Annotated in this window: 17 protein-coding genes and 2 tRNA genes; 7 read left to right on the top strand and 12 right to left on the bottom strand. The window is 72.3% G+C overall.

What is annotated here, in order from left to right:
• Window positions 1–62 precede the first annotated feature (62 nt).
• The 6 genes from BXA10_RS17495 to BXA10_RS17470 all read right to left on the bottom strand — a co-directional run bounded on the left by BXA10_RS17495 (window position 63) and on the right by BXA10_RS17470 (window position 4,442).
• Window positions 63–1,058 carry a YihY/virulence factor BrkB family protein gene (locus BXA10_RS17495; protein WP_076471447.1) on the bottom strand — a complete coding sequence of 332 codons (996 nt, stop codon included), beginning with the start codon at window positions 1,056–1,058 and terminating at the stop codon, window positions 63–65.
• Entirely contained in the window at window positions 1,051–2,055 is a 1,005-nt protein-coding gene (locus BXA10_RS17490) for a diacylglycerol/lipid kinase family protein (RefSeq protein WP_076471498.1), read from the bottom strand. Before BXA10_RS17490 ends, BXA10_RS17495 begins: the two co-directional genes overlap by 8 nt.
• Before the next feature lie 203 nt (window positions 2,056–2,258).
• Window positions 2,259–2,837, bottom strand: a complete 579-nt coding sequence (locus BXA10_RS17485) for a Clp protease N-terminal domain-containing protein (RefSeq protein WP_076471446.1) — start codon at window positions 2,835–2,837, stop codon at window positions 2,259–2,261.
• Window positions 2,837–3,073, bottom strand: a complete 237-nt coding sequence (locus BXA10_RS17480; RefSeq protein WP_076471445.1) for an HTH domain-containing protein — start codon at window positions 3,071–3,073, stop codon at window positions 2,837–2,839. The genes BXA10_RS17485 and BXA10_RS17480 overlap by 1 nt, the downstream gene beginning before the upstream one ends.
• Window positions 3,074–3,215: 142 nt before the next feature.
• Window positions 3,216–3,656 carry a DinB family protein gene (locus BXA10_RS17475; protein ID WP_076471444.1) on the bottom strand — a complete coding sequence of 147 codons (441 nt, stop codon included), beginning with the start codon at window positions 3,654–3,656 and terminating at the stop codon, window positions 3,216–3,218.
• Window positions 3,657–3,671: 15 nt separating this feature from the next.
• Window positions 3,672–4,442, bottom strand: coding sequence for an ArsR/SmtB family transcription factor (locus BXA10_RS17470; protein WP_076471443.1), 771 nt, complete (start codon window positions 4,440–4,442; stop codon window positions 3,672–3,674).
• Between the two features lie 150 nt (window positions 4,443–4,592).
• On the opposite strand from BXA10_RS17470, the gene BXA10_RS17465 reads away from it, so the two are divergent.
• The 4 genes from BXA10_RS17465 (at window position 4,593) to BXA10_RS17450 (ending at window position 12,348) form a co-directional block, all read left to right on the top strand.
• Window positions 4,593–5,453, top strand: a complete 861-nt coding sequence (locus BXA10_RS17465) for a universal stress protein (RefSeq protein ID WP_076471442.1) — start codon at window positions 4,593–4,595, stop codon at window positions 5,451–5,453.
• 91 nt (window positions 5,454–5,544) lie between these two features.
• On the top strand, window positions 5,545–7,947 hold the full coding sequence (locus BXA10_RS17460) for a phosphoketolase family protein (RefSeq protein WP_076471441.1): 2,403 nt from the start codon (window positions 5,545–5,547) through the stop codon (window positions 7,945–7,947).
• Window positions 7,944–8,819, top strand: a complete 876-nt coding sequence (locus BXA10_RS17455; RefSeq protein ID WP_076471440.1) for a universal stress protein — start codon at window positions 7,944–7,946, stop codon at window positions 8,817–8,819. The genes BXA10_RS17460 and BXA10_RS17455 overlap by 4 nt, the downstream gene beginning before the upstream one ends.
• A gap of 277 nt (window positions 8,820–9,096) precedes the next feature.
• Window positions 9,097–12,348, top strand: coding sequence for an FG-GAP-like repeat-containing protein (locus BXA10_RS17450; RefSeq protein WP_084752895.1), 3,252 nt, complete (start codon window positions 9,097–9,099; stop codon window positions 12,346–12,348).
• A 66-nt stretch (window positions 12,349–12,414) separates the two neighbouring features.
• On the opposite strand, the gene BXA10_RS17445 is transcribed toward BXA10_RS17450, so the two are convergent.
• The 3 genes from BXA10_RS17445 to BXA10_RS17435 all read right to left on the bottom strand — a co-directional run bounded on the left by BXA10_RS17445 (window position 12,415) and on the right by BXA10_RS17435 (window position 19,104).
• Window positions 12,415–13,428 carry a Rossmann-fold NAD(P)-binding domain-containing protein gene (locus BXA10_RS17445; RefSeq protein ID WP_076471439.1) on the bottom strand — a complete coding sequence of 338 codons (1,014 nt, stop codon included), beginning with the start codon at window positions 13,426–13,428 and terminating at the stop codon, window positions 12,415–12,417.
• A gap of 73 nt (window positions 13,429–13,501) precedes the next feature.
• The gene (locus tag BXA10_RS17440; RefSeq protein WP_076471438.1) at window positions 13,502–15,925 is read right to left on the bottom strand and encodes an ATP-binding protein; all 2,424 of its coding nucleotides are present in this window, start codon (window positions 15,923–15,925) and stop codon (window positions 13,502–13,504) included.
• 98 nt (window positions 15,926–16,023) lie between these two features.
• Entirely contained in the window at window positions 16,024–19,104 is a 3,081-nt protein-coding gene (locus BXA10_RS17435; protein WP_139338025.1) for a S8 family serine peptidase, read from the bottom strand.
• 430 nt (window positions 19,105–19,534) lie between these two features.
• Here BXA10_RS17435 and BXA10_RS17430 point away from each other — a divergent pair, with 430 nt between their 5' ends.
• Both BXA10_RS17430 and BXA10_RS17425 read left to right on the top strand, forming a co-directional pair.
• On the top strand, window positions 19,535–21,103 hold the full coding sequence (locus tag BXA10_RS17430; RefSeq protein WP_076471437.1) for a hypothetical protein: 1,569 nt from the start codon (window positions 19,535–19,537) through the stop codon (window positions 21,101–21,103).
• A 19-nt stretch (window positions 21,104–21,122) separates the two neighbouring features.
• Window positions 21,123–22,445 carry a hypothetical protein gene (locus tag BXA10_RS17425; RefSeq protein WP_076471436.1) on the top strand — a complete coding sequence of 441 codons (1,323 nt, stop codon included), beginning with the start codon at window positions 21,123–21,125 and terminating at the stop codon, window positions 22,443–22,445.
• A 158-nt stretch (window positions 22,446–22,603) separates the two neighbouring features.
• Here BXA10_RS17425 and BXA10_RS17420 read toward each other — a convergent pair.
• Window positions 22,604–22,678: transfer RNA gene (locus BXA10_RS17420), tRNA-Val, on the bottom strand.
• Window positions 22,679–22,731: 53 nt separating this feature from the next.
• A tRNA-Gly gene (locus tag BXA10_RS17415) sits at window positions 22,732–22,804 on the bottom strand.
• 151 nt (window positions 22,805–22,955) lie between these two features.
• Here BXA10_RS17415 and BXA10_RS17410 point away from each other — a divergent pair.
• Window positions 22,956–23,246 (top strand): DUF6458 family protein, encoded by a 291-nt coding sequence (locus BXA10_RS17410; RefSeq protein ID WP_076471435.1) that lies wholly within the window; start codon window positions 22,956–22,958, stop codon window positions 23,244–23,246.
• A gap of 180 nt (window positions 23,247–23,426) precedes the next feature.
• On the opposite strand, the gene BXA10_RS17405 is transcribed toward BXA10_RS17410, so the two are convergent.
• Entirely contained in the window at window positions 23,427–24,062 is a 636-nt protein-coding gene (locus tag BXA10_RS17405) for a YceI family protein (protein WP_245828291.1), read from the bottom strand.
• Window positions 24,063–24,364: the final 302 nt, after the last annotated feature.

Genomic DNA, 24,364 nt, shown 5'->3' with positions numbered 1-24,364 from the left:
GCTCGGCGCGTACACAGGAGGTCCGGCGGTCGGGCGCGGCGCTGCCGGTCGGTCAGGGCGCGTCAGGTGACGGTCATCTCGCCCGGGTCCGCCGCGCGTTCCTTCTCCGGCTCCCACAGATCCGGCTGGGCCGGCTCGCGCACGCCGATCCGCAACGCCTCGAGCTGGGCGGTGAACGCGAGCCCGCCGAAGAGTGCCATGCCGGTGAGGTTGGCCCAGATCAGCAGCGCCATCATCCCCGTCAACGCGCCGTACGTCTGGCCGAACGCGTCGCTGAAGCCGACGTACGCGGCCAGCAGCAGGCTGGTCAGCCACCAGAGCACCGTCGCGATGCCGGCGCCGAAGAACAGCCAGGACAGGCCGGGTTGGCGCCGCCGGGGCGCGTGCCGGAAGAGCACCGCCACCGCGAGCACGGTCAGCGCCAGGCTGAGCGGCCAGCGGACCACGTCCCAGACGCCGTGGACCCACCTGCCCCACGCGTAGTGGCGTTGGACGGAGTCCCCCATCGCTCCGCCGCCGACGAGGATCAGGAACCCGGTCAGCGCCGGCACGCCGGCGGTGACCGCGAGGACGGCGGCCCGCAGGTACTTCCAGAGGGCGGGCCGGTCCCGCTCGACGCCGTAGATGCGATTGGCGCCGCGCTCGATCTGGGCCATGGTGGTGGTGAGCGCCACCAGGCCGGTGAGCAGGCCGAGGGTGAGGGCCAGCTCACCGGCGCGCTCGGTGCTCTCCCCCTCGCCGAGCAGCTCGGCCACGACCGGCTCACTCGCCCCCGGGGTTACCGCCAGTACGGTGTCGGCGACCACCTGGCCGCCCTCCTCCACACCGAGTTCGCTGATCAGGCCGGTCAACGCGATCATGAACGGCACCACGGCGAGGCAGAGCTGGAGCGCGAACGCGCGGGAGTGGCTGAAGCCGTCGCCGTAGCGGAACCGGATGAACGCGTCCCGCAGCAGGTGCCAGCCGCCCTGCCGGCGCAGGGTGTGCCAGGCGTCGTCGGCGGAGAGCTCCTCGTCGGTCATGAGGCGGGTCTCCGGCACCATCCGGGTGCTACTCACGGCGCGCCTCCTCGACCAGTTCCTCACCGCGCTCGGCGGCGCGCTCGGCGTCGACGGCGAGGTCGCGCGCCCGCTCGGGTTGCGGCACGCACAACCAGAGCGACTTCGGCCGGATCACCGCGCGCAGCCGGCGGCCGGGGGCGATGAGGTCACCGTCGAGTTCCCGGGGCTGGGCGCGGCTGGCGGTGACGATCACCCGCCGGCCGCGGAACACCTCCATCCTCGGCACCCGGCCGCGGCCGCGGATCACCGCCCAGCCGAGGGAGAGCCAGTGCCCCAGGGTGCGCGGGGTGAGCACGGCGACGTCCAGCCAGCCGTCGTCCGGTTCGGCCTCGGTGAGCAGCCGGATGCCGCCCTGCAACCGCCCGACGTTGGCGACCAGCACCGAGCGGGCCCGGCGGCGCACCGGCGGCCGGTCGTCGACCCGGATCGACACCCGCATCGGACGGTCGCGCAGGTGCCGGGCGGCCCCCACCACGTACGCGGGCCAGCCGATCCGCGCCTTGGTCGCCTCGCTGGTGGCGGCGAGCATCTGCGCGTCGAAGCCCATGCCGGCCATGACGGTGAAGTAGTGCCCGTCGACCTCTCCCACGTCCAGCAGTCGGCGGCCGCGTTCGATGGCCACCTGCAGCCCGGCGGCCAGATCGGTGGAGAGGCCGAGGTTGGCGGCGAGGAGGTTGCCGGTGCCCTGGGGCAGGACGGCCAGCGCCACTTCGGTGCCGACCAGCCCGCTGACGCAGGACATGACAGTGCCGTCGCCGCCGCAGGCGAAGACCACCTCGACGCCGGCCTCGACGGCCGCCTCGGTCTGGCCCCGGCCCGGGTCCTCGACGGTGGTCTCGTACCACAGCGGCTCGGGCCAGCCGGCGGCGGCGAGGGCGTCGTTCACCGTACGCCGCAGCCGGTCCGGATCGGCCACCTTCACCGGGTTGACCACGACGGCGGACCGCAGCCCGCCGTCGTCGCACGCCGTCCGCGCACCCCGTCCACCAGTCACGGCGTCAGTGTGCAGCACCCGGCGTCGTTCAGCGAGCCGTGGCGGGCGGCAGGGTCACAACCGCCACAGACAGGTTTACGGGAGGCGCACGCCGAGCGGCCAGCGGTGTGGAGCGGCGCGAGGGTCCGGCCGCTGCGCAATGCAGGTCCGGCCCGGCCGCACCACGGCAGGTGTCCGTGCGGCGCCCTGCCGAAGTGCACCGCTCAGGCGGCCGTACGCAGCGCCTGCTCCACCCGACGGCGCAGGTCGTCGAGGTCGGCGCCGGCCTCGGTGAGCACCAGTGCCGCCAGACCGTGACCTTCGCGGAGCAGACCGAGCAGGATGTGCTCGGTGCCGATGTGCTTGTGCCGCAGCCGGATGGCCTCGCGCAGCGACAGTTCCAGGACTTTCTTCGACCGGGGTGAGAACGGGCCGCCGGTGTAGCGGCGCCGCCCCCAGCGACGGCGCGGTTCGGGTGTCGCCTCGCGCAGCGCGTCGGGGCCGAACGTCTCCTCGACGCGGGCCACGATGGCGGCCAGGTCGATGCCGATCTCGCGCAGCGCCGCCGCGTCGGCGTCGCCGAGGCCGACACCGCCGGTCTCGACGTGCCGGTGGATGCGGGCCCGAAGGTCGTCGGCGCTGACACCGGTCTCGGTGAGCACCCGGCTGGCGAGGCTCGCCTGGTCGGCGAGCACGGCGAGGAGCAGGTGCTCGGTCCCGATCGGCCGCTGGCCCTCGGCCCGGGCCTCGTCCCGTGCCCGACGGACGACTTCGCGGGCGCGGTCGGTGAACCGTTCGAACATCACGCCTCCCAGGAGGTGGGGACCGCCGGTCGCCCGGCGTGCTTCTTGTGGACCGCCTGCCGGCTGACCTCGAGCGCGTCGGCGATCTCCTGCCAGGACCAGCCCTGTCGGCGGGCGTTGTCAACCTGGACCACCTCGAGCCGCTCGAGCAGCCGGCGCAGCGCCCGGACGGCGCGCAGGCCGACCCGGGGGTCGGGGCTGCCGGCGGCCGCCGCGAGTTCCGTCGCCTGAGTCATGCTGTCAACATACGTTGACAGCATGACTCCTGTCAACCACAGTTGACAGGCATGCGTCCGGCTCCACGGTCGGCTGTCCGTGGCGCCGACCAGCCGTCCCGGCAGCCAGAGAACGCCGGCCGTTCGGCCCGGCGGGCGACCGCTACAGCTGCTTCGCGTGCCCGGGCAACTCCTCGCTGGCGAGGCCGGCGAGGATGTCCCCCAACGGAAGCGGCTGGTCCACCAGGCACGTGCCGTTGGACAGCAGCAGCGTCGGCACCTCCGTGGCGAGTTCGGCCTCGCCCAGCACGGCGGCGAGGGCACACAGCGCCGTGGCCTGCGCGCGGATGCGGTCCCGCAGACCCGCCTCGCCGCCCGCGAGCGCGATCACGCGCTCCAGGGTCCACGGGTCCTGGGACAGGCGGTTGTCGTACGTCGGGACCGGCCCCGACGCGATGGCGGCGACGGCACTGATGGTGGCAGCGCCGACGAGAACGACGTGGGCCAGGATCTGCGCGCTGTTCCACTCTCCGGGCGGTGGCACAGCTCGCGGCTGGGCGGCCAGCAGCGCGTCGTAGGCCTGCCGGAGCGGGTTCGTGTCCATCGATCGGCCCGTCTCTCAGGCTTTCGGGCCGGCCATCTCCCACAGTGACTGGGGAAGCGCGTCGCCGGTCTCCAGCAGGGACTTGAGGTTCGACAGGACGGCCGGCCAGCCGAGCGAGATGCCGTTGAACATGTCGCGGTTGGGCAGGTTCTCGTGCGTCACCGTGAGACGTACGACGTCCTCGTGCGGCTCCACGAGGAACGTCACGACCGAGGCGTCGCGCTCCGAGCCCGGACTGTCCTCGAAGGTGATGACCAGGCGCGTCGGCGGCTCGGCGACGAGCACCTTGCCGACGACGTCGACGGCACCCGATCCGTCGACGCGCCGGTGCTCCCAGGTCGAGCCGGGTTGCCAGTCGGAGACGTTGGCGTGGCCCCAGTAACGCGCGGTCAGATCGGCGTCGGTGAGCGCGCGCCACACCTGGTCGGCGGTGGCACGGATGTAGGTGACGTACACGTACGTCGGAACGGATGTCATGGCGTACTCCTCTGCCTGGTGTTTGATCGCGCCCAGCGCCTCGAGCCGGGGCTTGTCGAAGCCGGAGATCCAGCGCTCCTCGATCTCGTGGATCGGCGCCGGGTTGAGGTAGTGCAGCCGCTCCCGGCCGCGCCGCACGACGGTGACGAGGTTGGCCCGCACGAGGACGTCGAGATGCTGGGTGGCCGACTGCCGGGCCATGGCCAGGTGCTCGCAGAGCTCGCGCAGCGTCTGGCCGTTGCGTTCGCGGAGACGGTCGAGCAGGAGCCGCCTCGTCGGGTCGGCCAACGCCTTGAAGACCAGTTCCATCTCGCTCACGCCTCATTATGCAGGTGTTTACCTGCCTAATGTCAACCGGGCCGCCCGACGGCGAGAACCCGCACCTCGACGCAGTCGCACGACTACCCTCGGTCGAGGAGCGTGGTCGTGCCGGGCGCGACGCCCGGGAGGTGATGTCCGATGGCCGCAGCCACCGATCGGCCGGTGCTGGTCGGCCTCGGCACGGACCGCAACCTCCCGATGGTGCGGCTCGCCGCCGAGGAGGCCGTCGAGCACGGCCGGCCGCTGCACCTGGTGCACACCTTCGACTGGCGCAGCGCGTTCGAGGCGGAGACCGTGGCGGCCCCCCGGGAGGAGGCCGAGGACCTCATCGCGTGGGCCAACGATCTGGCCCGCGACGTCGGACCGGAGCTGGCGGTGACCGGCGAGATCGTCGAGGGACCCCGGGTTCCCGTCCTGCTGCGCCGGTCCCAGCAGGCGTTCCTCCTCGTCGTCGGGGACAGCGGCATGTCCACCCGCGAGGACTGCGTACCGGCGGAGGCGCCCGCCGTGCAGTTCGCCGCCCAGGCGGGCTGCCCGGTGCTGGTGGCCCGCGGCGACCCGCCGCCGCAGGGTCCCGTCCTGGTCGGCGTCGACGGATCACCCAGTTCCCTCCAGGCACTGGAGTGGGCGTTCGGCTGCACGCGACAGCGCGGCAGCCGGCTGCTCGCCATCCGGGTGGTGGAACCCGACGAGGACGACGAGGAGATCTCTCGACAGCTCACCGAGTCGGTCGACAGGTACGCCGGTCACCACCCCGAGGTAGCCGTGGAGTGCCACACGATCCGCGGTGACCCCGGCAGAGTGCTGGTCGAGCAGTCCCGTTCGGCGCAGGTGGCGATGATCGCCCCGCGCGGCGACGAGCCGGGCCGGGGCATGCTCGGCGCGGTGGCACAGGCGCTGCTCTACCACGCGCCCTCGCCGGTGATCGTCGTACGCGGCCTGGCCGGCACCGCTCCGCTAGCGGCCAGGACATCCACTCGACAGGACCAACGGCCCTGAACCGGACCGCCCCGACCGGGCAGGCTGAACCCGCCACAGGAAATGCGCTTCCGGATGCAGCACTCCCCGAACCGCGAGAGGCTCAATCACCATGGACACGGCTCTCGATGTGCAAGGCCCGCTGACCGAGGACGAACTGCGCGGGCTGGACGCGTACTGGCGAGCGGCGAACTACCTCACCGTCGGACAGATCTACCTGCTGGACAATCCCCTGCTCCGGCAGCCGCTGACCGCCGAGCACCTCAAGCCGCGCCTACTCGGCCACTGGGGTACCAGCCCCGGGCTGAACCTGCTCTACGCCCACCTCAACCGGGCCATCGTCGCCCACGACCTGAACGCCATGTTCGTCACCGGGCCGGGTCACGGCGGCCCGGCGATCGTGGCGAACACCTGGCTGGAGGGCACGTGGAGCGAGCGCTACCACGACGTCGGGTGCGACGAGGCCGGCATGGCCCGGCTGTTCCGGCAGTTCTCCTTCCCCGGTGGCATCCCCAGTCACGTGGCCGCGGAGGTGCCGGGCTCGATCCACGAGGGCGGCGAGCTGGGGTACGCGCTCAGCCACGCGTACGGGGCCGCGTTCGACAATCCCGACCTGCTGGTCGCCTGCGTGATCGGCGACGGCGAGGCGGAGACCGGGCCGTTGGCCGGCAGCTGGCTCTCCAACGTCTTCCTCAACCCGGCCCGCGACGGTGCGGTGCTGCCGATCCTGCACCTCAACGGCTACAAGATCGCCGGCCCGACGGTGCTGTCCCGGATCCCGGAACCGGATCTGCTCGAACTCATGCGCGGCAACGGCTACCACCCGTACGTGGTCGCCGGCGACGACCCGGCACAGGTGCACCAGCTGCTCGCCGCCACGCTGGACCGGGCAATCGACGAGATCGCGACCATCCAGCGGCTGGCCCGCTCCGGCGGACCCGTCGAACGCCCCCGCTGGCCGATGATCATTCTGCGGACGCCGAAGGGCTGGACCGGCCCGCGCGAGGTCGACGGCAAGCCGGTCGAGGGCACCTACCGCTCGCATCAGGTGCCGCTGTCCGAGGTACGCACCAATCCGGGGCACCTGGCCGAGCTCGAGCGCTGGTTGCGCAGCTACCGGCCGGAGGAACTCTTCGACGCCACCGGCGCGCCCGTCGCCGAGCTGGCCTCGCTCCCGCCGCGGGGCGACCGGCGGATGAGCGCCAACCCGGTCACCAACGGCGGCATGGTGCTGCGGGAACTCGCCCTGCCCGACTTCCGCGACTACGCCGTCGACGTGCCCCGCCCGGGCGAACCGATGGCCGGCGCCACCGGCGTGCTCGGTCCGTGGATCCGCGACGTGATCGCGGCCAACCCGGAGACGTTCCGGCTCTTCGGGCCGGACGAGGTCGCTTCCAACCGGCTCGGCGCCGCCTTCGAGGTCACCGACCGGGCCTGGGTCGCCGGCACCGTCCCCGGCGACGACCACCTCTCCCCGGACGGGCGGGTGATGGAGGTGCTCTCCGAGCACCTGTGCCAGGGCTGGCTGGAGGGCTACCTGCTGACCGGACGGCACGGCTTGTTCACCAGCTACGAGGCGTTCATCCACATCGTCGACTCGATGGTCAACCAGCATGCGAAGTGGCTCAAGGTCACTCGGGGCATCCCCTGGCGACGCCCGCTCGCCTCGCTGAACTACCTGCTCTCCAGCCACGTCTGGCGGCAGGACCACAACGGCTTCTCGCACCAGGATCCGGGCTTCATCGACCACGTGGTCAACAAGAAGGCCGAGGTGGTGAGGATCTATCTGCCGCCGGACGCCAACACCCTGCTCTCCACCATGGACCACTGCCTGCGCAGCCGGCACTACATCAACGTGGTGGTGGCCGGGAAGCAACCGGCCCCGAACTGGCTGACCATGTCCGAGGCGATCCAGCACACCCGCCGGGGGCTGGGCATCTGGGACTGGGCCAGCAACGACGCCGGCAGCGAGCCGGACGTGGTGCTCGCCTGCTGCGGTGACGTGCCGACCCTGGAGACGCTGGCCGCCGCGGACCTGCTCCGCCAGCACCTGCCGGAGCTGAAGGTACGGCTGGTCAACGTGGTCGATCTGATGCGGCTCCAGCCGCCCAGCGAACACCCGCACGGCCTGTCCGACAGCGAGTTCGACACCATCTTCACCGCCGACCGGCAGATCATCTTCGCGTACCACGGCTACCCGTGGCTGATCCACCGCCTCACCTACCGCCGCACCAACCACGACAACCTGCACGTACGCGGCTACAAGGAGGAAGGCACCACCACGACCCCGTTCGACATGGTGATGCTCAACGACCTGGACCGCTTCCACCTGGTCATCGACGTCATCGACCGGGTGCCCGGGTTGGCCGCCCGTGCCGCCCACCTACGTCAGCACATGGTCGACACCCGTCAGGCATGCCGCGACTACACTCGCCAGCACGGTGAGGACGACCCGCGGGTCGCGGAGTGGCGCTGGATCCGGGAGACCGATCCCGAGCTGCGGAGCGGCACGTGAGCGGCGCCGAGATCCTGGTCGGCTACGACGGCTCCCCCGACTCGGCGGTGGCACTGCAATGGGCGCTGGACGAGGCGGCACACAGCGGCCGCCCGGTCCGCCTGGCGTACGTCTTCGAGTGGGCGACCATGGTGGGCTGGCTCGGTCCCGGCGTGGCCCCGGGCGTCTGGCCGGACGACTCCGCCCGGCGCGAGGTCGAGCGGCTGGTGCACCGGGCGGCGGGCGACACCGCCAACGCCCACCCGGATCTGGACATCACCGGCGAGGTGATCGACGGTCCGCCCGCGTTCATGCTCCAGGAACGGTCGGCGGAGTCCGCGCTGCTGGTGCTCGGCAGCCGGGGACACGGCGGGTTCGTCGGACTCCTCGTCGGCTCCACCACCGTCACGGTCACCGCCCACGCGCACTGCCCGGTCGTGGTGGTACGCGCCCCCGCCGGGAACGTGCCGGCCGGGTCGGCCGACGGGCCGGTGGTGGTCGGCGTGGACGGCTCCGAGCAGTCACTGGTGGCGTTGGGCTTCGCTGTCGAGCGCGCCGCCCAGCGACGGGTACCACTGCGGGTGATCCGGGCCTGGTCGCCGCAGGGCGCGGGCGACGCTTCCGGCAACATCGACGAGCGGCTGGCGGATGAGCGCACCGCGCTGGCGGAGTCCCTCACGCCCTGGCAGCACACGTTCCCGGGGCTGGACGCCACCGTCGAGGTGGCGGTCGGCAGTCCCGCGTCCATGCTGGTCGAGGCGAGCGACGGGGCGCAGCTGGTGACGGTCGGCACCCGCGGGCGGGGCGGGCTGCGCGGCATGCTGCTCGGCTCGGTGAGTCAGCAGCTCATCCAGCACGCCCGGTGCCCGGTGGCGGTGGTCCGGGAGCGCTGACCCGGGTGTGGCGTCGAGGCGTACGGACCGGACAATGTGGCCCGTCCGATCCGCCGGACCGGGTGTGGATCTTCACCATCCGTCGGACTGCATGCCTGTCGATCCGTACGCTACGCTCCCCGCACTTGTGTGGGGGACGCGAGCGGGCAGCCACGGCAGGGGCCGGGTCGCCGCGTGGTCCACCACGCCAACTTCTTTCTCAGGAGGATCGGTGGCCCGACCCGGCCGACGCCGGCGCGCGACGACGCCCGACTCGACCACCTCAGTAGTCCGCCCAGTGGCAGCCACCACGGCCGCCCTGGCCGCGGCGCTGAGCCTCACCATCACGATGACCGCCACGCCGTCCGTGGCGGCTCCGACGACGTCCTCGGTCACCACCACGGACGAGCTCGTCCTGCCCGCCGAACCGCGTGCCGTTCCGCGGGCAACGCAGATCCTCAACGCGGGCGTCACCGGCTTCCTCTGGGCGCAGGAGGGCGACGACCGGCTGCTGTGGACGGAGTACGTCTCGGGCACCACCACCGCTCTCGAACGACGACTGGCCACTCCGCTCGAGTACGACATCGACACCGGCTACTTCCGTTGGAATCCGTTGGACGACGCTGGGTACGGGACCGGCTCCGACACCGTCGCGCTCTACTCCGCCGAGCCGGCTCCGCACGTCACCCTCCTGCGGGGCGCCACCCCGACCGGAGTCGAGGTGCCGATCCCCGAGGGTCACTCGTACCGGGGCACCTTCGGCGATGTCGTCCTCACCCGTACCGGCGACGACGGCAGCCCGGCGGCGTACCACCTGTGGCGGGTCCACGGCGAGGACGTCACGGGGACGACCGTGACCGGGCTCCCCGCGGACGCCCACGAAGTCGTGGTCGAGGACGGCGACGCCCGCTCCGTCGTCCTGCGCTACAAGGTCGGCGACGGTTCGGAGGGCTCCGACGTCTGGCCGCACTGGGGCCTCGTCGACCTCGCCACCGCGGCGCTCACCCCGCTGCCCGACCGGGTCGACCCGGAGAACGGCTGGGAGGTGAGCGGCTTCCGGCTGAGCACCGACTCGGTGCTGCGGCTGCGCGCCGGCCGTGGCGGGGCGGACGTGTACGACCGGAGCGACCTGTCCGCGCAGCCCCACACCCTCGACACGGGCTCCTTCAGCTACCAGGCCGAGTTCGCGGTCGTCGACTCCGCGCTGCTGGGCGTCGAGCCGGTCTGGCCGGGTAACAACCTCTACCGGGGCCAGCCGCTCTGGGCCTACTCGTTCGGTGGTACGGAGATCGTCAGGACGAAGGTCATGGACCCGGCCGCCCACCAGATCGTGCCGGCGCCGGACGGCTCCGTCCTCGTGGCCGGTGCCGAACGGTACGTCGAGGAGGGCGACCTCGACTGGGGCGTGTACCGGGTCGCCCAGGCCGCCGACGGTTCGATCACCCGCAGCCGGCTGACCGCCGTCGAGCCGGTGCCGGCGCGGATCTACGGCCTCGCCCTCGGCAGCGGCATCCTCAGCCGCGCCGACGACAGCACCGCCTACGCACCGGGCTCGACCATCGGGGCGTACCGCAGCACCTGGCTGACCACCCCGAGCGCCGGTGGCACGCCGACGGTCCAGCGAAGCACCGTGGACCGGTCGGTCGACGGGAGCGACGGCGACTGCCAGCCCCGCGACGGGTCCCGGGCGCGGTGCATCTGGATGCTGGCCGACGGCACCGGCCACCACGGACGGCGCTACGACACCGGCACCGCCGACGGCTCCGAGCTGAACATCCTGTACCCCAACGGTTCCACCGAGTGGGGCCCGAGCATCGACACCGGCGCCAGCTCCCCGGAGCTCATGGACCTCTCCGGCCGGTACGCGGTCATCGACCAGGCGGCCGGGGGCTGGCAGTACATCGGCGAGTTCCGGCCCGGCGCCGACGGTGTGGTCCTCCAGCGGCGCGACGAGGTCGCGGCGGCGGTCTGGGGCTCCACCCTGTGGAGCGGTGCGACCAGCGGGGGCACGGTCACGGCCACCCGGCTGCCGGCCGGCTCGCCCGTCGAGACCTTCACCACCGGTAACGGCTGCACCCCCTCCGGCCTCCAGGCGGTCGGTCGCTGGGTCTACTGGACCTGCGTCGACTACTGGGGATACGAGCGGGGCACCGGCCTCTACGACCGGACGACCAAGCGCACCGCCACCGCACCCCCCGGCGACGTCCTCCTCGGCGACAACTACCTCGTCCAGCACGTTCCCGGCACGGGCGCCGACAGCGGCCTGAAGCTCATCGACCTGCACGGTGGGCTGCCGGCCAGCGGATCCCACACCGACCTGCCGAGCCGGATGCTCACCACCGGGGCCGCCCTCGGGCCGGACAGCTACGGCCGCTCCGGCTGGACCGTGGACCGCTTCGGCGGCGGCGTGGCCTACGCCGACACCGAGCAGCGGGTGCACGTCGTGCCGAGCGGCGTACCGACCTCCGCGCTGACCGCCATCGACTCGGCGCTCACCTCCGCGGCCGCGAGCTGGTCCGGCACCTGGTGGCTGTCCAAGCCGGCGGCTTCGTGGACCGTGGCCATCCGCACCGCGTCCGGCGCCCTGATCCGTACCCTCGCCGGCTCGGCCGCCCGTGGTCTGCTCACCGCCGACTGGGACGGCAGGAACTCCGCGGGTGTCCTGGTCGCCAACGGCACGTACACCTGGACGCTCACCGCCCAGCCCGCCGACGGCCAGGGGACCGCCCTGGCCCTCTCCGGCACCACCCCGGTGACGGACGGGCTTGCCGCCCCGCGCGACTACGCGGGCAAGGACGGTGTCGGCGAAGTGTTCACCTTCGACGGCTCCGGCACGCTCGCCATCCACCGCGGCACCGGCACGGGCACGCTGGGCAGCGCGATCTCCGGCCCCGGCTGGCCGGTCAACACGAGGTTCGTGCCGTTCGGCGACCTCGACGGCGACCGGTGCAACGACGTCCTGGTCCTGACCGGCACCGGCGTCCTCCGGGCCTACCATCCGGCCTGCGGCGAGGCGCTGACACCGTCGACCCCGTCCACCGGGTTCGCGGGCACCGTGAGCTGGCGCCGGTACGATCTCCTGACCTCACCGGGTGACGTCGACGGGGACGGCCGACCCGACCTGGTCGCCCGCGAGTCGCTCACCGGGGACGTCTACCTCTTCAAGGGCACCAGCACGGGCGCCCTCTCCGCCCGAAGCAGGATCGGCGCCGGCTGGACCGGCTACAAGCAGATCGTCGGGGCCGGCGACCTGAACGGTGACGGCCGCGGCGACCTGCTCGCCCTGGACGGGTCCAACGCGCTCTGGCGCTTCGACGCCGATCCGGCGAGCCCGGGCACCATCAAGGCGGGGGTCAAGGTGTTCGACGGCTGGGGCGCGTCGTACAACGCGATCGTCGGCGTCGGCGACCTCACGGGCGACGGCCGCGCTGACCTGGTCGCCCGGGACACCACCGGGAACGTGTGGCGCCACAACGGCACCGGGAACGGATCGTTCGGCAGCGGCACGAAGATCGCGACGGGCTGGCAGGGCTACCGGGCGGTCGTCTGACGCCGTCTGCCCGCTGGGGCGGTGGCTCGCACTGCGAGCCACCGCCCCACCCGTTCCGGGTCCAGATCAGACCGGGTCGACGGCTACGGCAGCGGCCAGCACTGCCGCTTCCCGCGCCGGGTCCAGGCCGACCGGGGCCCGCGCCGGACGCCCGGCGCGCGGCGGCACCGTGCCCACCTCCCGCAGCCACCGCCAGGTGTCCTCGACCGTCTCGGCGAGCGGGCGGCAGGTCAGCCCGGCCGCGTACGCGCGTTCGACCGCACGCTCCTGCAACCACCGGTACTCGTGGCCGCGCGGGATCCAGATCGGCAGGTCGTTCCATGGCACGATGCCCGCGGACAGGATCGGCTCGGGCGGCGTCCAGCGCAGCCGCGCGTCCGCCCCGGTCACCCGCACGCAGGCGTCGAGCAGCTCACCCATGGTGGCGTGCCCGGTGCGACTGACCACGTTGTACGCCCCGCCGCCCGCCCGCGCGCCCTGGTCGAGCAGCCAGCCGGCGAGGTCGCGTACGTCGACGTACTGCAGGGGCAGGTCGACCGGCCCGGGAGCGAGCACGTCCCCGCCCCGGGCGATGCGCCCCAGCCACCACGGCAGCCGGCCGATGTCCTCCCCCGGACCGAGGATCAGCCCCGCCCGGGCGAGCAGCGCCCGATCACCGAAGACCTCGCGCACCGCCCGCTCGGCCCCGGCCTTGTTCTGCGGGTAGTCGCCGTCCTCGGCGTCCGGGGCGGCCTCGACCGTGGGCGCCTCCTCGCCCGAGCCGGGCGCCACCGGCTCGGCGTAGACCGAACCGCTGGACACGTAGCCGTAGTGCCCGACCGAGCCGACCAACACGCGGGCCGAGTCGAGGGCCACCCGCGGCGCACCGTCCCAGGTGTCCACCACGAGGTCCCACTCGCCGCCGGCCAGCGCCGCCAACCCGTCGGATGTCGTCCGGTCACCGCGCAGCCGGTGTACGCCCGGCGGCACGTCGCCGTGCAGCCCACGGTTGAACACCGTCACCGACCAGCCGCGGCGTACCGCCTCCGCGACCGTCGCCCCGCCCACGAACCCCGTACCACCCAGCACCAGAAGCCTCATGGCTCCACCCTGCCCGGTCACCGGCCGGGGATCGAGCGTTGTTCACGGTGAGCGGATCTGCCGACGGCAGAACTCAACTCCCGATCAGCTCGCGGCAGCGCCGCAGGGCGGCCACGGCGACCGGGGCGTCGCGCCCCTCGATGCCGGCCGCCAGCTCGCGCACGACGGCTACCGCTCGCGCCGGCTCGCCCGCCGCCACCGCCGCCTCGGTCAGCACCAGGACTGCCTCGGCGGCCCAGGCCCAGATTCCCTTGCCACGCACCAGCACCAGGGCGTCGGTCGCGTGCCGGGAGGCCTCGTCGGGTCGCTCGACGAGAGTCAGCCGGGCCAACGCCGAGAGCGCCTGCACCAGCGGCCAGATCGCCCCGACCCGCTGGGCGGTGGCGACGACCTCGTGCAGCGTCCGCTCGGCCCGCCCGATCTCGGGGCCGGTGGCCGTACGGGCCAGCACGGTGGCGAGCTCGGCCCGCGCGTCGAGCAGGGTGACCGGCATCCGCTCGGCTGCGGCGACCAGTTGCTCGAGCCGCCCGGCCAGCCCGGCCAACCGTCCGGCGGCCCGCTCCAGCGACAGCCCGGTCGCCTCGACGAGAGCGGTCAGCCGCTCGTACCCGGTCTCCTCGACCAGTTCCCGGCCGGCCGCGAGGAGCGCCGCGGCCCGGTCCAGGTGCCCCGCGTGCAGCGCGCCCTGCGCCCAGTTCAGGCAGGCCCGCGCGTGTTCCCGGGGCCGGTCGGCAAGCGCCGCGGAGGCGCGCAGCTCGGCGATGACCGTCCAGGCCGCCGGGTCACCCAGTTCCAGCAGCAGCGAGGCGCGGGCGATCCGTACCGCGAGGTGCGCGGCCGGGTCTCCACTGGCCGCCGCGGCGGCCTCGGCCTCCGCGCACCGGGCCAGGTGGTCGTCGACGTGGCGGCCGACGACCGTGTCGGGGGCCGCCAGCACCGCGAGGGCCGGCGCCCGACGGCGCGGCGTCCGCAGGTACGGCACCGCCCGCTCGATCTCGGTGTACCCGCGCAGCGCCTCCCCCTGCTGGCGCAGCAGCCGGCCGAGCACCAGGCCCAGCTCGCCCCGGGCGCCGGGTGGCAGTCGCCGATCGGCCAGCAGCCGTTCCAGCACCGGGATCGCGGTGGCCTGGCTGAGCCCGTCGATGGCGGATCGGCCCAACTTGCCGGCGAGCCGGACCCGCACCGGCCGGGGCAGCTCCGCGACGTCCATCGTCTGGAGCAGGAAACCGGCGGCGGTCGCGTCGTCGCCGCGTTCGGTGGCCAGGTCGGCGGCGGCCTCGGCGTTGCGGACGAAGTCGGCGTCACTGCCGGCCAGCCGGTAGTGGTACGCCAGCTGGGCGACCGGCCGGGGCAGCTTCTGCTCCAGCACCCGCGCGATACGCAGGTGCAGCCACTCGCGGGTCTGGCGGGGCACCAGGTCGTACACGACCTGCCGGGCCAGGTCGTGCCGGAACCGCAGCCCGTCCCCGGCGTCGTGCAGCAGCCCGGCCCGGTGCGCGGCGGTCAGCGCCGCGCCGACGGTCGCCCGGTCCTGGCCCAGCACCTCCGTGAGGATGCGCGGGTCGGGGGCGAGGCTCAGCACCGCGGCCGCGCCGAGCACCTCCCGGGCGCCCTCGTCGAGCGGGCGCAGCCGCCACAGGAGCACGTCGCGCAGGACGAACGGGACGCTGTCGTCGGCGAGCGGGTCGCCGCCCCGCTCGGCGAGCGTACGCAGCACCTCCTCGACCACGAACGGGATCCCCGCCGTGCGGTCGAGCAGGGTCGTGGTGAGCTGCTGGGGCGGCTCATCGAGCCGCAGTGTCCGCGCCGCCAGCCGGTGTACGTCGTCGGCCCCGAGCGGGCCCAGCGGGACCCGGGTGACCGCCCCGGGTGGCGTACGCGCCAGCGCGTCGTGGATCGGGGTGCTGCCACCGGGCACCGGTGTGCGGGCGGTGAGCACCACGGCCAGCCCGTCCACCGGGTGGCCGCTCAGGTAGGCGAGGAACTCGCAGGTCGCCGGGTCCGCCCAGTGCAGGTCCTCCAGGACCAGTACCGCGGGAGACAGCCCGGCGAGCAGCGCGGCGACGGCCCGCAGCAGCCGGTGCCGCTCCGCCACCGGGTCGGTCAGCGGGGGTGGCGCGGCGGGGAGCACGTCGGTGAGTTCGGGCAGCACCGGAGCGAGTGCCCCGGCCACCGGGTTGAGCGGACCGAGCCGGTCGCCGTACGCCCGGACGGCGTCGAGCAGGACGCCGAGCGGGAAGGGCTCGGGAACGTCGTCGCACTCGCCGATCAGGTGCCGCCCGGGCAGCGTGGCGAGCAGCTCGCGGACGAACCGGCTCTTGCCGATGCCGGGTTCACCCTCCAGCAGGACCAGGCACGGCGGGGCGCCGATGAGCCGGCGCAGCAGCGCCAGCTCGGCGGCACGCCCGACGAACTCGACGGGCCCGCGCAGGCGTGCGGGGCGGATCGGGGATGTGATCCCGCCGCCCCGCACGTCGTCCTCGCCGCCGCCGGTCACCGTGATGGCGAGCAGATCACCTCGGCGTCGACCGGGAACGGCCCGGCGGGCCGGCGGTGACCTGGGTCACGTCGCCGGCCCGCCGGGCCGGAGGTGGGTCAGGACTCGACGGTGATCGGCACGGTCTTGAGCGGACCGTCACCGTTGCGGAACTCCAGCTGCCCGACGTAGCGGACCCCCGGCTCGAGGCCGGACCACCGCAGCGTCAGGTTCGCCTTCGCGCCCGGCTGGACCGTGCGCTGCTTCGGATCGATGGTGAGCTTGCCGGTGGAGCTGCCCGGCGCGCCCGGCAGGTAGGTGGTGACGGTGTACCCGACGCCGTCCTGATCCGCGGGCAGGTTCTCCACGAACCCCTGCTCGACGACGAGGACGTAGTCCCCGGCGGCCGGCAGGTCCACCTTGGCGCCGCGGCGGGAGCTGACCGTGGCGGTGACGAACTTGCCGGCGGTGTCGTAGACGTAGACGCTGTACTCGGTGCACGCCATCACCCCCTCCTCGTCGTCCCAGTCGATGGCCGAGCAGGCGGGCAGCTGCGAGGTCACCAGCACGTGCGGGTCACGGGTGCCGGCCGGTACGTGCAGCGTGCTGCGGTACATCGACGCGGGCAGCGGGTTCGGCAGGTTGTCCAGCGAGGACCAGTCCCACGAGGCTCCCTCGCCGCGCAGCGTGACCGCGTTGCTGGTGCCGGCGGTCAACCCGGTGAGCTGAGCGACCAGCTTGCCCTGGTAGCCGGCCTCGGTGGCGATCTTGACGCTGCCCCAGGTGCCGGAACCGGTGATCGAGTCGGGGGCGATCAGCCCACTGTTGTGCACGACCAGCGGGACCCGTACGTCGTGCCGGTACTGGTCGTGCCAGGTCAGCGCGCCGTCGGCCCAGGTGTCGAACGCGCCGCCGCTGTTGGTGACCTCGACCGTGAAGCGGGCCGTCTCGCCGGGGCGGACGGTCAGCTTGGCCGGGGTGACCTTCACCTGGTAACCCGCGGGCGACTCGACCGACGCGGTGTACGTGCTGGTCCGGTCGCTGACGTTGGTGACGGTACGGGTGACCTTCTGCTTGCCGACCATCCGGCCCAGGGCGATCGACGGGTAGTTCAACTGGACGGTGTCGATCGCGCCGATCTCGTCGCAGCCCTCCACGTTCGCCCCGGTCTCACTGGCCCGGTCCGCGTCCAGCCCGCACAGGTACTGCAGCCAGTCCTGCGGGTTGGAGTCGTAGACCAGTCCCGGATCGAACGCGCCACCGGGCCGCACCTCACCGGCACCGTAGTTCAGCGGGCTGGCGTCGTACGTGCCGATCTTGATCGGGTTGCCCTTGTCGGTACGGTCGACCGCGCTGGTCATCAGCGCCGAACGGACCGCCGACGGCGACCAGTCCGGGTGCTTGGCCAGCACCAGCGCCGCGATGCCGGCGATGTGCGGCGCGGCCATCGAGGTACCGGACTCCAGGGCGAAGTCGTTACCACCCGCCGACGGCGAGAACGCCGCGACGACGTCCACGCCCGGGGCGCTGATGTCCGGCTTGAGCAGGTCGCCGGCGCTCAACCTCGACGGACCGGCCGAGGAGAACGCCGCGACCGAGGGCGCCTCGACCGTCTCCAGGGTGCTCGGCGAAATGGTCGCCGTGGCGTTGCCGGCGGCGACGTACGCGAGGACCGTCGCGGCGTCGACCTCGTTGATGTGCACCGACGGAACCGCGTGCACGTCGGCGTTGAGCGAGTTCAGCGTGTCGTTGTACATCACCATGCCGACTCCCCCGGCCCGGGCGACGGCGATGCTCTTGTCGCCGCGCGGGATCTCGCCGCGCAGACACATCACGATCTTGCCCTTGACCTTGGCCGGGTCCAGGACGTCGTCGGCGCAGAGTTCGGCGGCGTAGGTGTTGTTCGGGTCGATCGCGCTGTCCCGCGCGGTGACCAGCGGTGCCGGCCCGACACTCGTCTCGCCCATGCCCACACCCTCGACGGTGGTGCCGTTACCGAGGGTGAGCGTGCGGGTGTACTGCTGGTCGGTGGCGGTCGCGGCCACCGTAGTCACCCACGGGCTGGAGTTGTCGACGGTGCTCGGGGTGGGGCCTGCGTTGCCGGCGGCAGCGGAAACGAACACCCCGGCCGCGGCGGCGTTGAAGAACGCCGCGTCGATCGCGTTGAGGGTCTCGTTGTCGTCACCGATCGAATAGTTGATCACGTCGACGCCGTCGGCGACCGCGTCGTCGATGGCGTGCACGATGTCGATCTCACTGCCGACCGCCGAGCCGGCGCCGTCGTCGTACAGCGCCTTGTAGACCGCGAGCCGGGCGGCCGGCGCCATGCCGGAGATCGTGCCGAGGTCGCGACCGCCCGAGGTCGCCCGCACGCCGTTGTTACCGGCGGCGGTGCTGGCCGTGTGGGTGCCGTGACCGTTCCGGTCGCGAGGCGAGAGGAAGTCGTCGGGGAACGCGTCGGCGATCCCGCTGTCGTTGTACCAGCGCGCCCCGATCACCTTGTTGTTGCAGGTGACGGCCGCCTCGACACCGACGTCGCAGGTGCCCTTCCACTTGGCGTCGATGACCGCCTGGTCCGGGCGCGGGGTGGGCAGCGGCGCGAAGCTCGCGCTCTCCGGCCAGAAACCGCTGTCGATGACCCCGATGATCATGCCTTCGCCGGCGTGCCCGACGTCGCCGAACTGCTGCTGCCACACCCCACCGCGCCCGGTCAGGCCCAGGTAGTCGGGGGTGTGCGAGGTGAGTGCGTGCACCCTGCGGTCCGCGTACACCGCGCGTACGCCGCGGGTGGCGCGCAGCCGGGCCGCCTGCGGCCCGGTCAACTCCGTCACGAAGCCGTTGAACGCCGTCTCCATCGTGACCCGGGGCTGTGCCGTGACACCCACGCCCTTGAGCACGTCCGTGCGCTTGCGGCGCAGGTGCTCCCGGTAGGCGGTGGCGTTCCCGGAGTTCTTGTCGAGCTTGCCGCCCCGGGCCGGCCTGGTCGCCGCGATCCCGGCCACGCCGCCGGTGTAGGTCGCCAGCGGCTGCTCGTCGAGCTGGACGAGGTACCGGGCCGTCGGCCCGCCGCTGCTGGTCGGCGCGGCCGCGGCGGCACCTCCCGCCACGCTCGTCAGGCTCGCCGCCACCAGTGCCGCGGCGGCCAGCAGGCCGACCCCGCGCACGGTGCGCCCGGACCTCTGCACGTTCGGTTCTGGCACGTCGTTGTCCTCCACGTCGTGTGCCGGCCGTCACGCGGATGGTGACGGTGGCCGAAAGGTAGGAGCGACGAACGATCACGCGGAAGCGCCCGCAACCCAGCCGTTACCTTGGAAACAATCTCGTAACGTCACGGGTACTTTCCATGTCATTTGGCGGGCCGGGAGCCGCGTCGAGCGACCGTTCGGTCACCCCCGACCGACCGCCGGGAGACCCGGCAGACATCGACCGGTTCACCGTCCACGGCGGACGTTCACCGGCCCGTCCACCGCTCGTCCGCACCCCGCCCGGGCGCCTATCCGGTAGCTGACTGTACGGAATGAGCCGGTCACCCGACGCATACGCTCCGACGTGCCTACCCGTCCCACCAGGCATTCTTCCCGTCGCAGCCCGATCCCCGGGATCCGGGCCACCTGCTCGAATGAGGTCCGTATGACCAAAGTGGTGTACGCCGCCGAGCCCGCCGTGGGCTGGCGGCGACGTCTGGGGGCGATACCCGTCGTCCCGGTACTCGTCAGCGCGTTGCTGCCCGTCCTGGTGCTCAGCAGCCCGGCGGCGGCGGCCGATCTCAACATGACGGTCCGGGTGACCGTCGAGCGCGTCGAAGGCCACGACTTCGGCGAGGACCCCGACTTCTACAGCTACGTGGAGATCGCCGGAGAGTCGTTCAACAACGAGGACACCCCGGCCAGCGACCCGTTCGAGGACACCTACACGATCGAACCGAACTGGGAGTTCTCCAAGCAGGTGGCCCTCTCCAGCGGCACCGTCCCGATCTACCTGGAGATCCGCGACGAGGACGGCTTCCTCCGATTCGACGACGACTTCGCCGACCTCGATCCCGACGGCGACGACCCGGACGACCCCACGGACAACGACGACGACACCGACCAGTCGCTCAGCTTCACGGTCGACCTCAACGCCTGCACGGTGAGCGGCGACCTGAACGGCGGCTGCGGCGTGTTCACCAGCACCGGAACGCCCGACGAGTCGGCCTCCATCCGGCTGCGGGTCGAGGTGACCGAACCTCCGGCCGCCCCGGGCATCCGGATTCGCTGCATGCACACACCGCTCTTCCCGCAGGTCGGCGACACCGTCACCATCACCGCGGAGTTCCTCGACGGCGCGCTCACCCCAGCGCGGGCCGACACGCTCGAGATCTGGGTCAACGATCGCACCGCCCCGGACGTGAGCACGGCCAACTCGCTCACCCTCACGTACAACCACACCATCACCGGCGGGGGCAGCTTCAGCTACGGCTGCCGCGGCGTCGACGACAGCGTCCCCATCTTCACCGGATGGCGGTCGGTGGCGGCGACCGCCGGCGCCGGCGACGAGGTCCCGGTGCTCTACACCGGCAGCACCTACAGCCGGGTGGACTGGGTGTTCGTCGGCGACTCCGACGACTACAACGGCGCCGCCGACCCGCAGTTCCAGTCGGACGTGCAGCAGATCATCTACAACTCGTTCTACAGCTACGACCCGTTCCTCGTGCACCAGGACGCGATGAACTTCTGGCTCCAGGTCGGCACCGGCCAGGCCGACCCGGCCGAGGACGGCTGCGACCACGTCGTACCCGACTCGGGCTGGGCCGACAGCGTGATGGTGGTGCACGTGGACTCGTTCCGCGACTGCGCGATGGGCGGCTCGAACGTCTTCTCCGGCGAGAACACCAGCTTCAGCACGATCCGCCACGAGTCCGGGCACCGTCCGTTCGGGCTCGCCGACGAGTACTGCTGCGACGGCGGCTACTACCAGCAGGACGTCTACCCCAACGTCTACGACGAGCCGGAGGACTGCGCCGACGACGCACCCGACCTCGGCCGGACCGCCTCGGACTGCCGGGAGTTCGAGGAAGAGATCGAGAACTGGGACGACTTCGACTGGTCGGTCTCCGACCCGGCCACGAACGACCTGATGGTGGACAACACCACCGCCCAGGCGGCCGACACCAGACGCATCGAGTGGTACTTCGCCGAGTGCCGCGGCGCGAAGTGCTGAGGGGATGAGGACGATGCGCATGACAACCAACTCCCGCCGCCTGGCCTGGTGGCTGCTACCGGTCGCGGTCGGCGTGGCGCTCTGGGCCGGGGCCCCGGCCCTCTCGGATCCCGCCAACGACCCGACGATCCAACCGATCCCCGACTTCGCCGCCGACGCCGCGGCGGACGAGGCCAAGTCGATAGTCGTACGGGCGTCGTTCAACGGCCGCGCCAACGCCACGGTCACCGACATCCAGGTGGTCGACGAGCGTGCCCCCTCCCACCTGGGCGCGCCACCGCTGTCCAAGGTGGACGTGCTCGGCGGGTCGGGCGACCTGATCGGCACCTTCAACGACTGGCACCCGATGTGGGAGCTGGGCGAGGAGGCACCCGGCGGCGGTGAGACCCGCCGGCTCAACCCGCACGCGTCGGGACGTTGGATCGCCCCGTTCGACCGGGACGCGACCACCATCGTCGTCACCGACATCGCGGCCGCCGACGAGATCGTACGAGCCGACCTCACCGACGCGATCCACGACTTCTGCCTGGCCCACCCCGACGACGAGGACTGCCTCCGGGCCGACCTCGCGGTCGAGGCGGTCGCCGTGACCGCCGCACCGCCGATCGGCCTCGTCGGGAAGGATGCCACGATCACCGTCGGCACCGTCGTGACCAACAACGGCCCCGACGGCCCGGCGGACGCGGCACTCACCACGACGGCGACGGCCGGATCGGGTGTGACGGTGACCCCGGCCACCCGGACGGCGACGCTGCCCGGCGTCGCGGTCGGCGCCGACGTCACCGAGTCCGACCAGTGGACCGTGCGGTGCGACACGCCGGGCCAGCACACCGTCACCTTCACCGCCACGGTGGCGACCACCCACCCGGCCGACGTCGACCTGGTGGCCGCGAACAACACCAGGTCCACGACCCACACCATCGACTGCGCGGTGCCGGTCACCGTCAACATCAAGCCCGGCGGCGACCCGAACAGCATCAACCTGGGCGCCGGCGGGAACAACACGCCCCTGGCGGTGCTCACCACGGCGGCGGGCGAGTACGGCAACCCGCTCGCCTTCGACGCCCGGACCGTCGTCGCCACGACCGCCCGCTTCGGGAACCGGGCGGTGGTGCTCGACGGCGGCGGCGCCACCGAGACGCACAACCGGCGGCACGACGAGCGCAGCTACGAGTTGGACGAGCGGACCCGGGACGCCGACCTCGACGCCGTCCTGCACTTCCGCGCCGCCGACGGCGGCTTCGCACCCGGCGACACCGAAGGCTGCCTGATCGGCAAGTTCACCGACCCGGCCGGCACCTTCACCTTCTTCGGTTGCGGGCCGGTCCGCATCGTCGGCTGACACCGGGCCCGGCCGGCCGTGGTCCTCCCCCGCGAGTGCGGCGAGGACCGCGGCCGCCGGACGGGTCGGCCCCCGGGCCACGGCGACCGCGGAGCGGCCCAGATGCACTACGGCTCGTCACCGACACCGGTGACGAGCCGTGGACCTTCTGCTCAAGATGGTGGGCGATACTGGGTTTGAACCAGTGACCTCTTCCGTGTCAAGGAAGCGCGCTCCCACTGCGCCAATCGCCCGTGGTGACCACCTGCGGCCCGGAACAGCCAGGCATCCGTCAGGTGGATCCGCGAGCGGACGACGGGACTCGAACCCGCGACCCTCACCTTGGCAAGGTGATGCGCTACCAACTGCGCTACGTCCGCACATCCCCGGCGAGCGCCGGTGACAGGGAGAACTGTACCCGATCCCAAGATCGCCCCGCACGGTACCCGGCGGGTTGCGTGGTTGCGCTGTTCGACGGCGGGGTACTGAGTCTCCCGACAGCGCACCACATCCCCGCAGAAGGAGGCTGTCATGGGTATCGGAACCAGCATCTTCCTGATCGCGGTCGGCGCGATCCTCACCTTCGCGCTCGACGCGAACGTCGGCGGGATCGACCTCGACGTCGTCGGCTGGATCCTGATGGCGGCCGGCGTGCTCGGCCTCATCATGACCACGCTCATCTGGGGTCGCCGCCGTGCCGAGGTGGTCACCACCGACCAGCCGGTCCGCCGGGTCGAGGAGCCGGTCGAGTACCGCCGGGTCGAGGAGCCGGTGGAGTACCGCCGAGTCGAGGAGCGCCGGGACGTCGCCCCGCCGCTGTGACGCCGACCGCCGCCATCGACCTGCCGAGCCCGGCGGACTCGAGCTTCCGGCGGGCCGACCTCCTCATGACGAGGTGGTCGGCCCGCTCGGTCGTGCCTCAGCGCGTCGACTCGTCGTACGCGCCGTGAAAGACTACCCAGCCAGCTCGCCTACCGGCCCGGGCGATCGGCGCTGCCTTCGTCAGGGCTGGCGGATCGCCTCGGCGGCGATCTCGATGCGGACGTTCTTGCCGACGAGCACGCCGCCGCCCTCCAGCGCGACGTTCCACAGCAGGCCGTAGTCCTCACGGTCGAACTCGGCGGTCGCGGTGAACCCGAAGATCTCCTGCCCGGACAGGTCCGTACGGGTGCCGCCGAACTCCACCTGGAGGTCGACCGGCCGGGTGATGTCCTTGATCGTCAAATCACCCTTGAGGACGAAGCGACCCGAGGCACGAGCGGGCGGCGCGCCGAGGTCGCTCCCGACGCGGCGCCCGAGGCGGTTGTTTCCGCGCAGCCGCGCCCAGAAGAAGATCGGATCGACCTCGTCCTGGGGGATCATCCCGGTACTGCGGTACTCCAGCCTGGGGTAACGCTCCACGTCCAGGAAGTCGGGGCTCTTCAGGTGCACGTCCCGGTCGTCGTGTCCGGTGACGATGCTCGACGATCGGATGGTGGCCACCACCGAGGAGTGCAGTGGATCCTCGTCGACGACGATCCGGGCCTTCCCCTCGGTGAACTCGCCACGCACCGGGCTGACCATCATGTGCCGGCCCACGAAACCGATCCGCTTGTGCGCCTGGTCGAGTTCATAGGTGCCGGCGGCCGGGATCGTCATGCCCTTCCACACCCTTGTGGCTGGACCCGTCATCGTTTCGTGCCTTTCCCTGACTTTCGGGTCCGCCTGGCCGCTCGCCGTACCTGCCGCGAGGGCCGCGGACGCCTGCCCCGGCGCTCAGAGTAAGGCGTGTCGAATTCACCTTGGGGGGAGTGAAATTGATGCCAGCGAGTGGCTGGCACCCGACACCCGAATGCCCGCACGTCCCGCCCGTACGGCAGATCCCCTGCCAGCAAAGGGATTCGGCGCGATGGGACGCGACCAGAGCGGTGACAAGCGTCGATCTCATCACCCGTGCCGGC

Origin of the sequence: Micromonospora avicenniae (assembly GCF_900156065.1) — a bacterium.
In the GTDB taxonomy this organism is placed as follows: domain Bacteria; phylum Actinomycetota; class Actinomycetes; order Mycobacteriales; family Micromonosporaceae; genus Micromonospora; species Micromonospora avicenniae.
The sequence above is the reverse complement of the archived record's forward strand: the minus strand, read 5'-3'. Positions and strand labels throughout refer to the sequence as shown.